General features: G+C 57.5%; 10 protein-coding genes and 2 rRNA genes. 8 read left to right on the top strand and 4 right to left on the bottom strand.

What is annotated here, in order from left to right; all coding sequences use genetic code 11:
• Together CWM54_RS22480 and rrf are read left to right on the top strand one after the other, a co-directional pair.
• Positions 1-235: ribosomal RNA gene (locus CWM54_RS22480) — 23S ribosomal RNA — on the top strand; the annotation flags it as partial.
• 197 nt (positions 236-432) lie between these two features.
• A 5S ribosomal RNA gene (gene rrf, locus CWM54_RS22475) occupies positions 433-548 on the top strand.
• Between the two features lie 227 nt (positions 549-775).
• Here the strand turns inward: rrf and CWM54_RS22470 are convergent.
• Positions 776-1,231, bottom strand: coding sequence for an acetyltransferase (locus CWM54_RS22470; RefSeq protein ID WP_100698527.1), 456 nt, complete (start codon positions 1,229-1,231; stop codon positions 776-778).
• Positions 1,232-1,387: 156 nt separating this feature from the next.
• On the opposite strand from CWM54_RS22470, the gene metA reads away from it, so the two are divergent.
• From metA to aceK, 4 genes are all read left to right on the top strand, one after another.
• The gene (metA, locus tag CWM54_RS22465) at positions 1,388-2,317 is read left to right on the top strand and encodes a homoserine O-acetyltransferase MetA (RefSeq protein WP_074387372.1); all 930 of its coding nucleotides are present in this window, start codon (positions 1,388-1,390) and stop codon (positions 2,315-2,317) included.
• Between the two features lie 260 nt (positions 2,318-2,577).
• On the top strand, positions 2,578-4,179 hold the full coding sequence (gene aceB, locus CWM54_RS22460; RefSeq protein ID WP_100698525.1) for a malate synthase A: 1,602 nt from the start codon (positions 2,578-2,580) through the stop codon (positions 4,177-4,179).
• A gap of 79 nt (positions 4,180-4,258) precedes the next feature.
• Positions 4,259-5,563 (top strand): isocitrate lyase, encoded by a 1,305-nt coding sequence (gene aceA / locus CWM54_RS22455; RefSeq protein ID WP_012543201.1) that lies wholly within the window; start codon positions 4,259-4,261, stop codon positions 5,561-5,563.
• A 102-nt stretch (positions 5,564-5,665) separates the two neighbouring features.
• Positions 5,666-7,450: a bifunctional isocitrate dehydrogenase kinase/phosphatase gene (gene aceK, locus CWM54_RS22450; protein ID WP_100698523.1), complete on the top strand. Its 1,785-nt coding sequence runs from the start codon at positions 5,666-5,668 to the stop codon at positions 7,448-7,450.
• Positions 7,451-7,499: 49 nt separating this feature from the next.
• Here the strand turns inward: aceK and iclR are convergent, their stop codons facing one another.
• The gene (gene iclR, locus CWM54_RS22445; protein WP_061156434.1) at positions 7,500-8,330 is read right to left on the bottom strand and encodes a glyoxylate bypass operon transcriptional repressor IclR; all 831 of its coding nucleotides are present in this window, start codon (positions 8,328-8,330) and stop codon (positions 7,500-7,502) included.
• A 194-nt stretch (positions 8,331-8,524) separates the two neighbouring features.
• Here iclR and metH point away from each other — a divergent pair, with 194 nt between their 5' ends.
• Together metH and CWM54_RS22435 are read left to right on the top strand one after the other, a co-directional pair.
• The gene (metH, locus tag CWM54_RS22440; RefSeq protein WP_100681887.1) at positions 8,525-12,208 is read left to right on the top strand and encodes a methionine synthase; all 3,684 of its coding nucleotides are present in this window, start codon (positions 8,525-8,527) and stop codon (positions 12,206-12,208) included.
• A 130-nt stretch (positions 12,209-12,338) separates the two neighbouring features.
• A complete protein-coding gene (locus CWM54_RS22435) occupies positions 12,339-13,970 on the top strand; it encodes a Na/Pi cotransporter family protein (protein ID WP_061156140.1) in 1,632 nt (543 codons plus the stop codon).
• An 87-nt stretch (positions 13,971-14,057) separates the two neighbouring features.
• On the opposite strand, the gene CWM54_RS22430 is transcribed toward CWM54_RS22435, so the two are convergent.
• Entirely contained in the window at positions 14,058-14,867 is an 810-nt protein-coding gene (locus CWM54_RS22430) for a shikimate 5-dehydrogenase (protein WP_100698521.1), read from the bottom strand.
• Positions 14,860-16,092 (bottom strand): L-sorbose 1-phosphate reductase, encoded by a 1,233-nt coding sequence (sorE, locus tag CWM54_RS22425; protein WP_100698519.1) that lies wholly within the window; start codon positions 16,090-16,092, stop codon positions 14,860-14,862. The genes CWM54_RS22430 and sorE overlap by 8 nt, the downstream gene beginning before the upstream one ends.
• Positions 16,093-16,107 lie beyond the last annotated feature (15 nt).

The following is a 16,107-nucleotide window of genomic DNA, read 5'->3' as shown; positions in this document are numbered from 1 at the left end:
AGTGGACGCATCACTGGTGTTCGGGTTGTCATGCCAATGGCATTGCCCGGTAGCTAAATGCGGAAGAGATAAGTGCTGAAAGCATCTAAGCACGAAACTTGCCCCGAGATGAGTTCTCCCTGAGACTATAAGTCTCCTGAAGGAACGTTGAAGACGACGACGTTGATAGGCCGGGTGTGTAAGCGCAGCGATGCGTTGAGCTAACCGGTACTAATGAACCGTGAGGCTTAACCTTACAACGCCGAAGCTGTTTTGGCGATTTGAGAGAAGATTTTCAGCTTAGATTCAGAGTTGAGTACGCAATAATTTGCGCAGCAGCAAGGCGACAAGCGAAGGAAAGGAAGGAGCATACTGAAGTATGTGACTGAGTTGACGAGCGCAGGCAACGCGGCTGATGCGATAAAGAATTGCGTACTGAGCACAAAGAATTTGCCTGGCGGCGACAGCGCGGTGGTCCCACCTGACCCCATGCCGAACTCAGAAGTGAAACGCCGTAGCGCCGATGGTAGTGTGGGGTCTCCCCATGTGAGAGTAGGGAACTGCCAGGCATCAAATAAAGCAGAAAGCTCAGTCGAAAGACTGAGCTTTTTGTTCTGCGTTAAAAAAGAACCCCGTGCCGAAAGGTGCGGGGTTTTTTGCTGTGTGGGGTATATCTCCCCGGTGGCGCTGCGCTTACCGGGGCTACAAACCGGGGCTGACTGGTAGCCCGGACAAGGTGCGCAGCACCGCCTCCGGGGAGGCCCCTGTCTAAGGGTCAGCAGTTGCGACGTCAATCTTAATCTGCTTCAGCCTGCTGCTCGTGTATCAAATTCAATAACGGATACGGTTGCCCCAGATCGTCCGTCTCAGAACGCCCTGTCACGTTAAAACCCATCCTCTGATAAAACCCGACCGCTTGTTCATTCTGCTCATTCACATTCGTCGTCAGCTTCGGCGTTAACGACAGCGCATGCTCAATCAGCAATTTCCCCACGCCACAGCCGCGGACATCCGGATCGACGAACAGCGCGTCCATATGCTCTCCGGTAAGCAGCATAAAGGCGATCGGCTCGTCCTGGACGTTAACCGCCACCCACAGCGGAGCCTCCGGTAAAAATGCGCGTACCATCTCCTCCAGCTCCTTTCGATACGCTTTTGACAGAAAATCGTGCGTGGCGTCGACCGACCGACACCATATCGCAATCAGTTTATCCCCTTCATCAGGCCGGGAACGGCGGATGCTAATAACCATATTTTCTCCTTTTCTTCATTCTTATATTCTAACTCAACGCGCGCCGTGAAATTTTCTCACCGTGAACATGCAGACTCGACATTCACCCGATTCCTGGTTATCTTCAGCTATCTGGATGTCTAAACGTTTATACGTATGCTATGAGGTAATACAGTTATGCCAATTCGGGTGCAGGACGAGCTACCAGCCGTCAATTTCTTGCGCAATGAAAACGTCTTTGTGATGACGGCAACGCGTGCAACGACTCAGGAAATTCGCCCCCTGAAGGTGTTAATCCTCAACCTGATGCCGAAGAAAATCGAGACGGAAAATCAGTTCCTGCGTCTGCTGTCGAACTCTCCGCTGCAGGTGGACATCCAGTTGTTGCGTATTGATGCGCGTGAGTCGCGTAATACGCCGACGGAGCATCTGAATAACTTTTACTGCAATTTCGATGAGATCTGCGATCAGAACTTTGATGGCCTGATTGTCACCGGTGCCCCCTTAGGCCTGGTTGAGTTTAACGATGTTGCTTACTGGCCACAGATCAAACAGGTGCTGGAGTGGGCGAAGGATCACGTCACTTCCACGCTGTTCGTCTGTTGGGCGGTTCAGGCCGCGCTGAATATTCTGTACGGCATTCCCAAGCAGACCCGCGCCGAAAAGATTTCCGGCGTCTATGAACACCATATTCTGCATCCACACGCCTTACTGACCCGCGGCTTCGACGACTCTTTCCTGGCCCCGCACTCACGCTATGCTGATTTTCCGGCGGGGCTTATCCGCGACTACACCGATCTCGAGATCCTCGCGGAGACGGAAGAGGGCGATGCGTATTTGTTTGCCAGCAAAGATAAGCGTATAGCCTTTGTCACCGGCCATCCGGAGTACGATGCCAATACCCTGGCAAGCGAATATTTCCGCGACGTGGAAGCCGGTTTGGATCCAGAGGTGCCTTACAACTATTTTCCGCAAAACGACCCGCAGAACAAACCGCGCGCCACCTGGCGGAGCCACGGCAATCTGCTGTTCGCTAACTGGCTTAACTATTATGTCTACCAGATTACACCATACGATCTGCGACATATGAATCCTACGTTAGAGTAATACTCTACACGAAACGATCCTAAAGCGTTTCAGCACTTTGCCTCTGGCACCTTCGGGTGCCTTTTTTATTTCCGAAATTCACTTCACGGCCAATGATAACTTTAATTCTATTGTTATCAATATGTTAATGGTATTTTAAAATTAAAATGGAAATTGTTTTTGATTTTGAAAATTAATTGAGTAGTCTTAATTGTGCTGAGCGAAAACTACACAACGATCTTTCGCTCGCTTCCAGCGGATCAACCAAGAGGAACAGCACAATGACGCAGCAGGCGACAATCACCGATGAACTGGCCTTTAGTCAGCCCTATGGCGAGCAGGAGAAGCAGATCTTAACGCCTGAGGCGGTAGAATTTCTGACGGAACTGGTGAGCCGCTTTGCGCCGGCGCGTAATAAGCTGCTGGCCGCGCGTCAGCAGCAGCAGCAGGCCATTGATGAAGGTGTACTTCCGGATTTCATTTCGGAAACCGATTCCATTAGAAATGGAAGCTGGACTATTCGCGGTATCCCGGCGGATTTGCAGGATCGCCGCGTTGAAATCACCGGCCCCGTCGAACGCAAAATGGTCATTAACGCGATGAATGCCAACGTCAAAGTCTTTATGGCGGACTTTGAGGATTCGCTGGCGCCTGACTGGCGTAAAGTCATTGATGGCCAAATTAACCTGCGTGATGCCGTGAACGGGACCATCAGCTACGCCAACGAGGCCGGCAAAATCTACCAGCTGCAGCCCAATCCCGCCGTGCTGGTATGCCGTGTGCGCGGCCTGCACCTGCCGGAAAAACACGTCACCTGGCGTAATGAGGCTATCCCCGGCAGTCTGTTCGATTTTGCGCTTTATTTCTTTCATAACTACCAGGCGCTGCTGGCGAAGGGGAGCGGTCCCTACTTCTATCTGCCAAAAACCCAGGCCTGGCAGGAGGCGGCATGGTGGAACGATGTCTTCAGCTTTACGGAAGATCGCTTTGACCTGCCGCGCGGCACCATCAAGGCCACGCTGCTGATTGAGACGCTGCCAGCGGTGTTCCAGATGGATGAGATCCTGCATGCGCTGCGCGACCATATTGTTGGCCTGAACTGCGGCCGTTGGGACTACATCTTCAGCTATATCAAAACGCTGAAAAACCATCCGGACCGCGTGTTGCCTGACCGTCAGGTGGTGACGATGGATAAACCCTTCCTCAGCGCCTACTCACGTTTGTTGATTAAGACCTGCCACAAACGCGGTGCGTTTGCGATGGGCGGCATGGCGGCGTTTATCCCGAGCAAAGATGCCGAACGTAACCGCCAGGTGCTGAATAAAGTCACCGCCGATAAAGAGCTGGAGGCGAACAACGGGCACGATGGGACCTGGATCGCTCATCCGGGGCTGGCGGATACCGCTATGGCGGTGTTTAACCGTGTGCTGGGCGATAAGCCGAATCAGCTCTCGGTGACCCGTAACGAGGATGCGCCAATTACCGCCGAACAGCTGCTGGCCCCCTGCGAGGGCGAGCGTACGGAAGCCGGGATGCGCGCCAACATTCGTGTGGCGGTGCAGTACATCGAAGCCTGGATCTCTGGCAACGGTTGCGTCCCGATTTATGGCCTGATGGAAGACGCCGCGACGGCCGAGATCTCGCGCACCTCTATCTGGCAGTGGATCCATCATCAGAAAACCCTGAACGATGGTACCCCGGTTACTAAGGCGCTGTTCCGCCAGTGGCTGGCGGAAGAGCTGATGGTGATTCAGGAGGAGCTGGGAGAGCACCGTTTCAGCCACGGCCGCTTTGACGATGCGGCGCGACTGATGGAGCAGATCACCACCTCCGACGAGCTAATTGATTTTCTGACATTACCGGGCTACCGCCTGTTGGCCTAACCGCCAGAAGGTGTTGTTCGCCATTTAGTCCTTCACCAATGAGCCTGGGGAGCCAGGAAATTATATGGAGCATCTGCACATGAAAACCCGTACCCAACAAATCGAAGAATTAAACAAAGAGTGGACGAACCCGCGCTGGGAAGGCATTACCCGCCCGTACAGCGCGGAAGAGGTGGTGAAGTTACGCGGCTCGGTGAATCCGGAATGCACGCTGGCGCAGCTTGGCGCGGCGAAAATGTGGCGTCTGCTGCACGGTGAGGCGAAAAAAGGGTACATCAATAGTCTCGGCGCGCTGACCGGCGGCCAGGCCTTGCAGCAGGCAAAGGCCGGCATCGAAGCCATTTATCTCTCAGGTTGGCAGGTGGCGGCGGATGCTAACCTGGCGTCCAGCATGTACCCGGATCAATCTCTGTATCCGGCCAACTCGGTACCGGCGGTGGTGGATCGGATCAACAACACTTTCCGCCGCGCCGATCAGATCCAGTGGTCGGTCGGGATTGAACCGAACGATCCGCGTTATATCGACTACTTCCTGCCGATCGTGGCGGATGCGGAGGCCGGTTTTGGCGGCGTCCTTAACGCCTTTGAGCTGATGAAATCGATGATTGAAGCCGGTGCAGCGGCTGTTCACTTCGAAGATCAGCTGGCGTCAGTGAAGAAGTGCGGTCATATGGGCGGTAAAGTGCTGGTCCCGACTCAGGAGGCGATTCAGAAGCTGGTTGCGGCGCGTCTGGCAGCCGACGTGATGGGGGTCCCGACGCTGGTGATTGCCCGTACCGATGCCGACGCTGCGGATTTGATTACCTCAGACTGCGATCCGTACGATCGTGAGTTTATTACCGGGGATCGCACCAGCGAAGGGTTCTTCCGCACCCACGCCGGGATCGAGCAGGCGATCAGTCGCGGGCTGGCTTATGCGCCGTATGCGGATCTGGTGTGGTGCGAAACGTCGAAACCGGATCTTGAGCAGGCGCGCCGCTTTGCCGAGGCTATTCATGCACGTTTCCCAGGCAAACTGCTGGCCTATAACTGCTCGCCGTCGTTTAACTGGAAGAAAAATCTCGACGATAAAACCATCGCCAGCTTCCAGCAGCAGCTGTCGGACATGGGATACAAATACCAGTTTATTACCCTCGCCGGGATCCACAGCATGTGGTTCAACATGTTCGACCTCGCCCATGCCTACGCTCAGGGTGAGGGGATGCGCCACTATGTTGAGAAAGTGCAGCAGCCGGAATTCGCTGCCGCGCCGGAAGGCTATAGCTTCGTCTCGCACCAGCAGGAGGTGGGCACTGGCTACTTCGACAAAGTCACTACCATTATCCAGGGCGGCGCCTCATCGGTGACGGCGCTGACCGGCTCGACCGAAGAAGATCAGTTTTGAGCCATGCCCGGTGGCGCGACGCTGACCGGGCCTGGGAAGGGATGCAGGCCGGATAAGCGAGCGCGCCATCCGGCATGACGTGGTGCCGGATGGGGGAAAGCGATGACGCGTGGCCTGGAACTACTGATTGCCCAAACCATTTTACAGGGATTCGACGCCCAGTACGGGCGTTTCCTGGAGGTGACCTCCGGCGCGCAGCAGCGCTTTGAACAGGCTGACTGGCACGCCGTACAGCAGGCGATGAAGCAGCGTATCCATCTCTACGATCACCACGTTGGCCTGGTGGTAGAGCAGCTGCGCTGCATTACCGAAGGGAAAAGTACCGACGTCGATTTTCTTTTGCGGGTGAAACAGCAGTACACCCAACTGTTGCCGGATTACCCTCGCTTTGAAATTGCCGAGAGCTTTTTCAATTCGGTCTACTGCCGACTGTTTGACCACCGCTCGCTGACCCCCGAGCGGCTCTTTATTTTCAGTTCGCAGCCCGAGCGTCCCTTTCGCACCCTCCCGCGACCGCTGGCGAAAGATTTTTTTCCGGAACGCGGCTGGTCGCACCTGCTGGGCAAAGTACTGTCCGATTTGCCGCTGCGGTTGCCGTGGCAGAACAAAGCGCGGGATATCGGCTATATCATTGCCAGTCTGCAGGAGGCGCTGGGGGAGGAACTGCTCGCCACCTGTCATCTGCAGGTCGCCAACGAGCTGTTCTATCGAAATAAAGCCGCCTGGCTGGTGGGCAAACTGGTGATGCCGATGGCGACGCTGCCTTTTTTGCTACCGATCCACCGCAGCGATGAGGGCGAGCTGTTTGTCGATACCTGCCTGACAACCCATGCCGAAGCGAGCATCGTTTTTGGCTTCGCGCGTTCCTATTTTATGGTTTATGCGCCGTTGCCCGGCGCTCTGGTGGAATGGCTGCGTGAGATCCTGCCGGGTAAAACGACGGCCGAGCTGTACATGGCGATTGGCTGTCAGAAGCACGCCAAAACCGAAAGCTATCGCGAATATCTGCACTACATTACGCGCTGCGATGAGCAGTTTATTGAAGCGCCGGGCATTCGCGGGATGGTGATGCTGGTGTTTACCTTGCCGGGGTTTGACCGGGTGTTTAAGGTGATCAAAGACCGCTTCGCGCCGCAGAAAGAGATGACCGCCGCCCACGTGCGCGCCTGCTATCAGTTGGTAAAGGAGCATGACCGCGTCGGGCGGATGGCGGATACCCAGGAGTTTGAAAATTTCGTGCTGGATAAACGGCAAATCGCGCCGGCGCTGATGGCGCTGTTGCAGGCGGAAGCGGGGAACAAACTCACCGATCTCGGCGACCGCATCGTCATCAGCCATCTCTATATTGAGCGGCGAATGGTGCCGCTCAACCTGTGGCTGGAGCAGGTTAATGGCCAGGCATTGCGTGATGCGGTAGAAGAGTATGGCAATGCTATCCGCCAGCTGGCTGCCGCCAACATCTTTCCCGGCGATATGCTGTTTAAAAACTTCGGCGTCACCCGCCACGGCCGGGTGGTGTTCTACGACTATGATGAAATCTGCTATATGACGGAGGTGAATTTCCGCCAGATCCCGCCGCCGCGCTATCCGGAGGATGAGCTGGCCAGCGAGCCGTGGTATAGCGTCTCGCCGGGGGATGTGTTTCCGGAGGAGTTCCGCCACTGGCTGTGCGCCGACCCGCGCATTGGGCCGCTGTTTGAGGAGATGCATGCCGACCTGCTGCGCGCGGACTACTGGCGCGAACTGCAGACGCGGATTAAAAACGGCCATGTGGAAGATGTCTACGCCTACCGGCGTAAGCAGCGTTTTAGCGTGCGCTATGGCGCCGACAGTAGGCCGGATAAGGCGTTTACGCCGCCATCCGGCAAGGTGCGCCGATCTGCCTGATGGCGCTACGCTTATCAGGCCTACTTAAAATGCCCCTCTGGGGCATTTTTTATTTAACCCCGCCGTATGCCAGCGTGACCTCTTTCGCGGCCTTAATGACCAGCGCGCCAAGCTCGGTTACCCGATCATCGGTCATACGCGAGATGGGGCCGGAGATAGAAATCGCCGCGAACGGTTCGCGATGTTCATCGTAAATGCAGGCGGCGACGCAGCGCAGGCCGAGCGCGTGCTCCTCGTCATCGAAAGAGTAACCCCGCTTGCGGATCTGGGCTAAATCTTCCTTCAGATGTAGCGGGGAGACCAGCGTGGCATGCGTATAGGCATGAAGCCCTTTACGGTGCAGCAGGCTGGTGACCTGCTCTTCGCTCAATTGCGAGAGAAACGCCTTCCCGGCGCCAGAGGCGTGCATCGGCAGCTTACCGCCGATCGGCGCCGACATACGCATCAGCTGGGTGCACTGCACCTGATCGATAATGATCGCCTGGTGGTCGCTCTGGTCGAGCACCGCCAGGTTCACCGTTTCACCGGAATCTTCCATCAGCTGGCGCAGGATCGGGTGGACAATGGCCAGCAGATTACGGCTTTGCAGAAAGCTGCTGCCGACCACGAAGGCATGCGCCCCGACGGCCCAGTGTCCCAGCTCACCGACCTGGCGGACGAAGCCCAGCTGCTGCATGGTGGTCAGCAGACGGTGTGTGGTGGAGTTGGGCAGACCCGCCTGTTGCGCCAGCTCGGTCAGCGCGACGCTGCTGTGGGACTCAGCAATCCATTCGAGTAATTTCAGGCCGCGGGTCAGCGACTGAACCTGACCGCCAGCCTGCTGGGCGGTGGCAGCCGCGGGTTTTCTGCCGCGTTTCGCGGGAACGGGGGTAGTGGCCATCGCGGACTCCTTTTTCTGTATCGTGGAAATGATTTTCGTTTTATTTGGCGATAATGCAATCACAACCGGACTCATCGGATGAGTGAAGCTGAACATGTCTCATATTGCCTGTTGTTGTCTTTTCCGCTCCGGTGGTTTATGCCAGTATGGTTTGTTGGCTATTTGGCCTGAGTTGAGCGTTGTCGGGAGCAAGTGTGAGCAGCAAAGTTGAGCAACTGCATCAGCAGTTAAAAGAACGTATTCTGGTTCTGGATGGGGGCATGGGCACCATGATCCAGGGCTATCGTCTGAGTGAGCAGGACTTTCGCGGTGAGCGCTTTGCTGACTGGCCGTGCGACCTGAAAGGCAACAACGACCTGCTGGTGCTCAGCAAGCCCGAGGTGATCCGCGAGATCCACGACGCCTACTTCGAGGCTGGCGCGGATATCATTGAGACCAACACCTTTAACTCGACGACCATCGCGATGGCGGATTACCAGATGGAATCCCTGTCGGCAGAGATCAACTTTGCCGCGGCGAAGCTGGCTCGCGCCAGCGCCGACGCCTGGACGGCCCGCACGCCGGAAAAACCGCGCTACGTCGCGGGCGTGCTTGGCCCGACCAACCGTACCGCCTCTATTTCACCTGATGTGAACGATCCGGCGTTCCGTAATATTACCTTTGACCAGCTGGTGGCCGCTTATCGCGAATCCACCCGGGCGCTGGTGGAAGGTGGTGTGGATCTGATCCTGATTGAAACGGTATTTGATACTCTGAACGCCAAAGCGGCCATCTATGCGGTGAAAGAGGAGCTGGAGGCGCTGGGTGTTGACCTGCCGCTGATGATTTCCGGCACCATCACCGATGCTTCCGGCCGCACGCTTTCCGGGCAGACCACCGAAGCCTTTTATAACTCGCTGCGCCACGCCGAAGCCTTATCGTTTGGTCTGAACTGCGCCCTCGGGCCGGACGAACTGCGGCAGTATGTCCAGGAGCTGTCGCGCATCGCCGAATGCTACGTCACCGCGCACCCGAACGCCGGTCTGCCCAACGCCTTCGGTGAATACGATCTGGATGCCGACACCATGGCGACGCAAATTCGCGAATGGGCGGAAGCCGGTTTCCTCAATATCGTCGGCGGTTGCTGCGGTACGACTCCGGAGCATATTGCCGCCATGAGCCGGGCGGTGGCCGGTTTACCGCCGCGCCAATTGCCGGAACTGCCGGTGGCCTGCCGCCTCGCCGGTCTGGAGCCGCTGAACATCGGCGATAACAGCCTGTTTGTTAACGTCGGCGAACGTACCAACGTCACCGGTTCTGCTAAATTTAAGCGCTTGATCAAAGAAGAGAAGTACAGCGAAGCGCTGGACGTTGCCCGTCAGCAGGTCGAAAGCGGCGCGCAGATTATTGATATCAACATGGATGAGGGGATGCTCGACGCGGAAGCGGCGATGGTGCGCTTCCTCAACCTGATTGCCGGCGAGCCGGATATTGCCCGCGTGCCGATCATGATCGACTCCTCCAAGTGGGAAGTCATTGAAAAGGGTCTGAAATGCATTCAGGGCAAAGGCATTGTTAACTCGATTTCGATGAAAGAGGGTGTCGAACCCTTTATCCACCATGCGAAGCTGGTTCGCCGCTATGGCGCCGCGGTAGTGGTGATGGCCTTTGACGAAGTCGGCCAGGCCGACACTCGCGAACGCAAAATTGAGATTTGTCGTCGCGCTTACAAAATCCTCACCGAAGAGGTCGGCTTCCCACCAGAAGATATCATTTTTGACCCCAATATCTTCGCGGTTGCGACCGGTATCGAAGAGCATAACAACTATGCGCAGGACTTTATCGGCGCCTGTGAAGACATTAAGCGCGAGCTGCCGCATGCGCTGATCTCCGGCGGCGTCTCCAACGTGTCGTTCTCCTTCCGCGGTAATGACCCGGTACGTGAGGCGATCCACGCCGTATTCCTCTACTACGCGATCCGTAACGGCATGGATATGGGGATCGTTAACGCTGGCCAGCTGGCGATTTACGACGATCTGCCGGGCGAGCTGCGCGACGCGGTCGAAGACGTGATCCTCAACCGCCGCGATGACAGCACCGAAAGACTGCTTGAACTGGCGGAAAAATATCGCGGCAGCAAAGCGGACGATGGCGCGAATGCCCAGCAGGCGGAATGGCGCAGCTGGGACGTGAAAAAGCGTCTCGAATACTCGCTGGTAAAAGGGATCACCGAGTTTATCGAGCAGGATACTGAAGAGGCGCGCCAGCTGGCCGCCCGCCCAATCGAGGTGATTGAAGGGCCGCTGATGGACGGCATGAACGTGGTCGGCGACCTGTTCGGCGAAGGCAAAATGTTCCTGCCGCAGGTGGTGAAATCCGCACGCGTGATGAAACAAGCTGTGGCCTACCTCGAACCTTATATCGAAGCCAGTAAAGAAAAAGGCTCCAGCAACGGTAAGATGGTGATCGCCACCGTGAAGGGCGATGTGCACGACATCGGCAAAAACATCGTCGGCGTGGTGCTGCAGTGCAACAACTATGAAATTATCGATCTGGGCGTGATGGTACCAGCGGACAAAATCCTTAAAACCGCCAAAGAGGTGAATGCGGATCTGATCGGCCTTTCCGGGCTGATTACCCCATCGCTGGACGAGATGGTTAACGTGGCGAAAGAGATGGAGCGCCAGGGCTTCACCATCCCGCTGCTGATCGGGGGGGCGACCACCTCGAAAGCGCACACGGCGGTGAAAATCGAGCAGAACTACAGCGGCCCGACGGTCTACGTGCAGAACGCTTCGCGCACCGTCGGCGTGGTGGCCTCGCTGCTCTCCGATACGCAGCGCGATGATTTTGTCGCCCGCACGCGCAAAGAGTATGAAACCGTGCGTATCCAGCACGGGCGTAAAAAACCGCGTACGCCGCCAGTGACCCTGGCCGCCGCGCGAGAGAACGATCTGGCCTTTGACTGGGAGAACTATACCCCGCCGGTGGCCCATCGGCTGGGCATCCACGAGGTCGAAGCGAGCATCGAGACGCTGCGCAACTACATCGACTGGACGCCGTTCTTCATGACCTGGTCACTGGCGGGCAAATACCCGCGGATTCTGGAAGATGAAGTGGTGGGGGAAGAGGCGCAGCGCCTGTTCAAAGACGCCAACGAGCTGCTGGATAAACTCAGCGCGGAGAAAACCCTGAACCCGCGCGGCGTGGTGGGGCTGTTCCCGGCCAACCGCGTCGGCGACGACGTGGAAATCTATCGTGATGAAACCCGCACCCACGTGCTGACGGTGAGCCATCATCTGCGTCAGCAGACGGAAAAAGTCGGCTTCGCCAACTACTGTCTCGCCGACTTTGTTGCGCCGAAGCTGAGCGGCAAGGCGGACTACATCGGCGCCTTTGCCGTGACCGGCGGCCTGGAAGAGGATGCGCTGGCGGACGCCTATGAAGCGCAGCATGACGACTACAACAAGATCATGATCAAGGCCATCGCCGATCGTCTGGCGGAAGCCTTCGCCGAGTATCTGCACGAGAAAGTGCGCAAGGTGTACTGGGGGTATGCAGCCAATGAAAACCTCAGCAATGAGGAGCTTATCCGCGAGAACTACCAGGGGATCCGTCCGGCGCCGGGGTATCCGGCCTGTCCGGAGCACACCGAAAAAGGCACAATCTGGCAGCTGCTGGACGTCGAAGCCCATACCGGTATGAAGCTCACCGAATCGTTCGCCATGTGGCCGGGCGCCTCGGTTTCCGGCTGGTATTTCAGCCATCCGGACAGCAAGTACTTCGCCGTGGCGCAGATCCAGCGCGACCAGGTCGAAGACTACGCGCTGCGTAAAGGGATGACGCCGGCGGAAGTCGAACGCTGGTTAGCGCCTAATCTGGGCTATGATGCTGACTAAGCCGTCATCTTTCCTTACAACAAACAAGGCGCTCTGTGAGCGCCTTGTCTCTTTATTGAGGTTAACCCCTTATACTGAGAGAAGTTCCAGAACGTCGGAACACCTGTAACGATAAGGAGAAGCTGATTCCGTGTTAACTCTGCTACACCTGTTGTCCGCGGTTGCTCTGCTGGTGTGGGGCACGCATATTGTGCGTACCGGGGTGATGCGCGTCTATGGCGCTCGCCTGCGTACCGTTCTCAGTAGCAGCGTAGAGAAAAAGCCGCTCGCCTTCTGCGCGGGTCTTGGCGTCACTGCGCTGGTACAAAGCAGCAATGCCACTACCATGCTGGTGACCTCGTTTGTCGCCCAGGATTTGGTGGGCCTGACGCCAGCGCTGGTGATGGTGCTGGGGGCCGATGTCGGGACGGCGCTGATGGCGAGGGTGCTGACCTTCGACCTGTCGTGGTTGTCGCCGCTACTCATTTTTATCGGGGTGATCTTCTTCCTTGGCCGCAAGCAAACCCGCGCCGGGCAGCTGGGGCGGGTGGGGATTGGTCTGGGGCTGATCCTGCTGGCCCTGGAGCTGATTGTGCAGGCCGTGAACCCCATCACCCAGGCCAACGGCGTGCAGGTGATTTTCGCCTCGCTGACCGGCGATATCATGCTGGATGCCTTAATTGGCGCGGTATTCGCGATCATCAGCTACTCCAGCCTGGCGGCGGTGCTGCTGACGGCGACGCTGACCGCGGCGGGAGCGATCTCCTTCCCGGTGGCCCTGTGCCTGGTGATTGGCGCCAACCTGGGATCCGGGCTGTTGGCGATGCTTAACAACAGCGCGGCAAACGCGGCGGCGCGCCGGGTGGCGCTGGGTAGCCTGCTGTTTAAGCTGGTGGGTAGCCTGATTATTCTGCCGTTCGTGCATCCGCTGGCTGCGGCGATGCACAAGCTGCCATTGGCGGAGTCCGAGCTGGTTATCTACTTTCACGTCTTTTACAACCTGCTGCGCTGCATCGCGATGGTCCCCTTTGCCGGACCGATGGCAAAGCTGTGCCAGCGTATGATCCGCGATGAGCCCGAGCTGGATAACCAGCTGAAACCCAAGCATCTCGACCCGTCGGCGCTGGATACGCCGGCGCTGGCGCTGGCCAATGCTGCGCGCGAGACCCTGCGCATTGGTGATGCGATGGAGCAGATGCTGGAGAGCCTGCGCAAGGTAATGCATGGCGAACCGCGTCAGGAAAAAGAGCTACGTCGTATGGCGGACGATATCAACGTGCTGTACACCGCCATTAAGCTCTATCTGGCGCGAATGCCAAAGGATGAGCTGGCGGAGGAGGAGTCCCGGCGTTGGGCGGAAATTATTGAGATGTCGTTAAACCTCGAACAGGCCTCCGATATCGTCGAGCGGATGGGCAGCGAGATCGCCGATAAATCGCTGGCGGCGCGGCGCGCCTTCTCGGTGGAAGGGTTAAAGGAGCTGGATGCGCTGTACGATCTGCTGCTCAGCAATCTGCAGCTGGCGATGTCGGTCTTCTTCTCCAGCGATGTACCCAGCGCCCGCCGTCTGCGGCGCAGCAAACACCGGTTCCGCATTCTTAACCGCCGTTACTCGCATGCGCACGTTGACCGTCTGCATCAGCAGAACGTACAGAGTATCGAAACCAGTACGTTGCACCTGGCGCTGCTGGGGGATATGAAGCGTCTGAACAGCCTGTTCTGCTCGGTGGCCTACAGCGTGATGGAGCAACCGGATGAAGACGACGAACGGGATGACTACTGAAGCGGTTTCCTTTCCCGTTCGTGCCGCTTCTTTTCTGGCGGGATAGCCCTCCCGGGACGTGGTTGACGCCTTCCCGGGAGGGACATCCTAGCTTCTGGCAAACGTCGAGGCCTCTGCCACCAGCGCGCTATCCGGCCGTACGCCGGTATAAAGGACGAATTGCTCGACGGCTTGCAGGGCAATGACTTCCGCGCCGCTGATGGTTTGCTTACCCCGTTGCTGCGCCAGGCGGATCAGCGGGGTTTCCGCCGGCAACGCGACCACGTCAAACACGACGCTGGCCTGGGCCACCATGGCCTCGCTGAACGCCAGCGTGGTGCTTTCCGCTCCCCCCGCCATGCCCAGCGGTGTGACATTGACCAGAATCTCGGCTGCGATCCCTTCCGGCAGGGGCTGCCACTGAAAGCCATACTGTTTTGCCAGCGCCAGGCCGCGCTGGCGATTGCGGGCCGCAATGATCACGTCGCGGAAACCGGCATCACGGAAGGCGGCAATGACGGCTTTCCCCATGCCGCCGCTACCCTGAATCATCACTCTGGCGTTGGTATCGAGCCGATGGCTGGCGATCAGGCTTTTGACCGCGATGTAATCGGTGTTTAGCCCGGTTAACTTCCCGTCGTCATTGACAATGGTGTTGACGGAATCGATGACTTTTGCTGACGGATCGATAGCGTCAAGAAACGGTATGCAGCTCTCTTTAAACGGCATGGAGACCGCACAACCGCGGATACCCAATGCACGAACCCCTTTTACCGCCGCCTCAATATCCTTAGTCGTAAAGGCTTTGTAGAGGTAGTTCAATCCCAGCTTGTCATACAAATAGTTATGAAAGCGGGTGCCGAAGTTGCCGGGGCGACCCGCCAGGGAGATGCACAACAGCGTATCGCGGTTAATCATGTGTAATATCCTCCGCGTGGGCCAGCAGATACGCTTCAGCCTCCTGGGACCAGATCCCATGGTGACGCGCCACAATCGCTGCCAGTTCGGGATCGGCGATCTCGCCCAGCGGCGTGAGCGGGAAGGCTTTTCCGGTATACACCAGCTTTTTTCCCCCGCCGACGGCAGGCAGATCGAGGGTGGTTTCGCCCGCGGCGTTCAGGCCGAGAATATGGGTGACCACTTTCGCCGTCTGGACCTTTTTCGCCTGCATCAGCGCCACCGCGGCGCGCATATCGTCAGTATTACCGCCGGAGGTGCCGACGTAGTGGGTAAAGGCGTAGTGCACGTCGTAGAAGTTGATCGGGGCGCTGAATTGCTTATCCTGGGGGCCAGCAAAGAAATTCAGGCAGCCGTCCGGAGCCAGCAACGAGGAGGCCAGGGTGATCAGCTGTTCGTTTGGCACAAACACGAAGATATCGTCGAAGCCATGGCCGCCGCTGAGCGCCAGCAGCGTATCGCGACTGACCTCATGGCCGTCGAGGTAGTGGATCAGCGTCTGCGGCTCAGAGGGGTAATGACGGCGGGCGTAGCTGAGCTTCGGCTTATTGGTATCGGTCACTACCAGTAGTGAAGGATTGATGGGGCCGTGCAGCGCATAGTCGATGGCCAGCAGCCCCATCGGCCCCGTCCCGCCCAGGATCAGGGTGCGTCCCTGAGGACGGATCCCCATCACGTGGTTGTAACTCCCCTCCTGCAGATGATAATTGGCGTTGAAGGCGCCAATGACGCAGGAGAGCGGCTCCACCAGCGATCCTTCAAACCAGGTATCCCCCTCCCAGGTGAGCAGGCAATCCTGCGCCATCACCTCATTGGGGATCACCACATGGGTGGCTTCGCCACCGATCCATGGGAATGAGTAGCCGGGACAGTCGGGTCGGTCGGGCAACTGCAGGTTGGCCTGGATCACGTAGCGCTGCCCCGGCTGAAACTTATGCTGCCACTTTTTACCGACGGCAAGGATTTCGCCGCAGAATTCATGACCGATAATAATAGGCCTGGTGGCCACATCATCTGGCACCTTTTTATGATCGGCACCCTGATTGGCCTCTTTCCATGAGGAAAGACACAGGCTGTCCGTGACCACCCGGGCGAGGATCTCATCGTCCTGCATCGCCGGGAGGGTAAAGGTTTCCAGGCGCAGGTCTCGTTTGCCATACAGGCGCAGGGCCGTTGTTGTTTGCATAAACCACCTCATCCC

Source organism: Klebsiella sp. D-Nf1 (assembly GCF_002810515.1).
Taxonomy (GTDB): Bacteria; Pseudomonadota; Gammaproteobacteria; order Enterobacterales; family Enterobacteriaceae; genus Klebsiella; species Klebsiella variicola.
The sequence above is the reverse complement of the archived record's forward strand: the minus strand, read 5'-3'. Positions and strand labels throughout refer to the sequence as shown.

Coding starts and splice junctions, on each gene's coding strand:
- aceB (WP_100698525.1), top strand. CDS start 2,578: ATGACGCAGCAGGCGACAATCACCGATGAACTGGCCTTTAGTCAGCCC.
- aceA (WP_012543201.1), top strand. CDS start 4,259: ATGAAAACCCGTACCCAACAAATCGAAGAATTAAACAAAGAGTGGACG.
- CWM54_RS22430 (WP_100698521.1), bottom strand. CDS start 14,867: ATGATTAACCGCGATACGCTGTTGTGCATCTCCCTGGCGGGTCGCCCC.
- aceK (WP_100698523.1), top strand. CDS start 5,666: ATGACGCGTGGCCTGGAACTACTGATTGCCCAAACCATTTTACAGGGA.
- sorE (WP_100698519.1), bottom strand. CDS start 16,092: ATGCAAACAACAACGGCCCTGCGCCTGTATGGCAAACGAGACCTGCGC.
- CWM54_RS22470 (WP_100698527.1), bottom strand. CDS start 1,231: ATGGTTATTAGCATCCGCCGTTCCCGGCCTGATGAAGGGGATAAACTG.
- metA (WP_074387372.1), top strand. CDS start 1,388: ATGCCAATTCGGGTGCAGGACGAGCTACCAGCCGTCAATTTCTTGCGC.
- iclR (WP_061156434.1), bottom strand. CDS start 8,330: ATGGCCACTACCCCCGTTCCCGCGAAACGCGGCAGAAAACCCGCGGCT.